Origin of the sequence: 'Chrysanthemum coronarium' phytoplasma (assembly GCF_000744065.1) — a bacterium.
GTDB classification, from domain to species: domain Bacteria; phylum Bacillota_I; class Bacilli_A; order Acholeplasmatales; family Acholeplasmataceae; genus Phytoplasma; species Phytoplasma asteris.
In genome coordinates this window covers 1-1931 of the sequence record NZ_BBIY01000088.1, presented here as the reverse complement: position 1 = coordinate 1931, position 1931 = coordinate 1, and the positions used below count along the sequence as shown (strand labels likewise).

Here is a 1931-nt window from a genome sequence, read left to right as displayed (position 1 = left end):
AAAATTTCGTTGAATTATCATTATAAGTTTTAGAAAATGATGCCGTATCTGATTCTTGATATTTTTTTGATGCTTCTAAAACAACATAAGACCCAAACACACTTAAAAATACAAAACTAACAGTAAGTAAAAAGTGTGATAATGATTTTTTTAATAACATTTATGCTTCTCCTTGGTTTTATTTATTTTTTTATCTTATACACTTAAAAATAAAATAATTTTTTTAAAATAAATTAAATAGTAACTATCAAAAAATAAATAAATCTAAAATAATATTAAAACTATAAATTAAAATAATATCAAATAAGAAAAAACAATATCGTCATCTAAGAAAAAAATTATTTAAACAAAATAATTTGTCTAATAATGATAAATTAATTGTCAGTTGTTTTTTGAGCTTTAGAAGGTTTGTTTTCCAAAATAAGTTTTCCTTTGTAATAACCACTATTTTTAGTAACTCTGTGAGACAAAGTAAAAGTATTAGTTTCTTTGCAAAGTACCAAAGCAGGATTGCTTAACTTATAATGAGTACGTCTTTTTCTTTTTGCCGTTTTTCCGGTGCGTCTAAAAGGAACAGCCATTTTATCAAATCCTTTCTTTATAATTTTTTGTTTTTAGCATTTATTATAAATAATAATAAAACTTTTAACAAATAAAAGGTTAATCAAAACCCAATTAATAACTGCCAAAAATTATTATTAGCACTTTAATCAAGCTTAAAAAATTAATAATCATGCCAAAGCGTGCAAAAATTAATTTTAAACCTAAGTTTATTTTATCTTAAAAAAGCTGTTTTGTCAATCTATTTTGAGCTTTTTTTACTTTTTTCTTATTTATTTTCTACTTTAATTATTATTTTGTCAAATTACAACAATATAACTAAATTAATTTGAGTTTTTTTAATAAATTAATTTTGTTGAAGCCCCATTTTTATGTTTCGCCTCCGTAAAAGGTTTTGAAAACAAAGAAACTACTAAAAAATGTTTCTTAAAAGTATTTTTACCAACATTCAAAGTTAACGACGTAGACAAAACTGACAAATTTAGAGTTGGAGCAAAAGTTAAAACACAAGATAACAATGATTTTGAAGTATATACCAAAGACTCCAAATTTGCTCTTACCAAAGATAACAAATTTGTTTCAGCAGAAATTAAATTAGAAGTAGAATTATTAACTCTTGATGGTTTAGTTGAAAATAACACCGATACTGCTGATTTTGAATTAACTATGCAATATGAAGTAGTGGATGAAAATGGTAATGTAATTGCAGAAAATAACAAAATAACAGAAGCTCAATCAGCTAAATCCAAAATAAATTACACTAACACACACTAACAAACACTTTCCATTAACAAACATGTATAAATTGAATAAATTACTCTTTAATAACATTATTTTATAATCTTTCATTAATTTAAATAAATATCAAATAATCAATTCAAAGGCTATTAATTATTTAATAGTCTTTGATGTCTTAAACCCTTTATCTTTTTTGATGGTTTAACTAACTAAAAACCTAATGAATACTTTATAATTAACTTAAATAATTAAAAAACCGTCAATTTTAGAAAGAAAGAAGGGGATATTTTTCCAAAAATTTATCAATTTTCTAAAAAAAGGCATTAACCAAAATGTTTTTATCCAATGCTTATAACAAAAAAACACTTTTATTTTTAATTATTATAATATTTAATTTATTTATTATTATCCCTCATTTTACCAAAGCTCAATCAAATCTTAAATTAAGATATGATTATAAAACAAGTATAAAAATAAGTTTGAGAAAAAAAGAAAGACAAGCACAAACAACAACACAAGTACAAGAAGAGCCAACACAAGAACAACAAGGACCAAAATTACACCTTGTAGAAATTGAAGGGGATTGGGATTCCCGCCTGGACAAAGTAATAAAAAATATTAAAGAAAAGATT

Annotated in this window: 3 protein-coding genes; 1 reads left to right on the top strand and 2 read right to left on the bottom strand. The window is 23.2% G+C overall.

Annotation, left to right across the window (positions count from 1 at the left end; genetic code table 11):
* Positions 1-374: 374 nt before the first annotated feature.
* Complete coding sequence (rpmF, locus tag OYV_RS03680) at positions 375-581, bottom strand: 50S ribosomal protein L32 (RefSeq protein WP_011160573.1); 207 nt, start codon at positions 579-581, stop codon at positions 375-377.
* Positions 582-899: 318 nt separating this feature from the next.
* Complete coding sequence (locus OYV_RS03675; protein WP_011160572.1) at positions 900-1202, bottom strand: hypothetical protein; 303 nt, start codon at positions 1200-1202, stop codon at positions 900-902.
* Positions 1203-1631: 429 nt separating this feature from the next.
* On the opposite strand from OYV_RS03675, the gene OYV_RS03670 reads away from it, so the two are divergent.
* Positions 1632-1931, top strand: a 300-nt coding sequence (locus OYV_RS03670; protein WP_042068346.1) for a hypothetical protein, incomplete at its 3' end; no start/stop codon positions are given.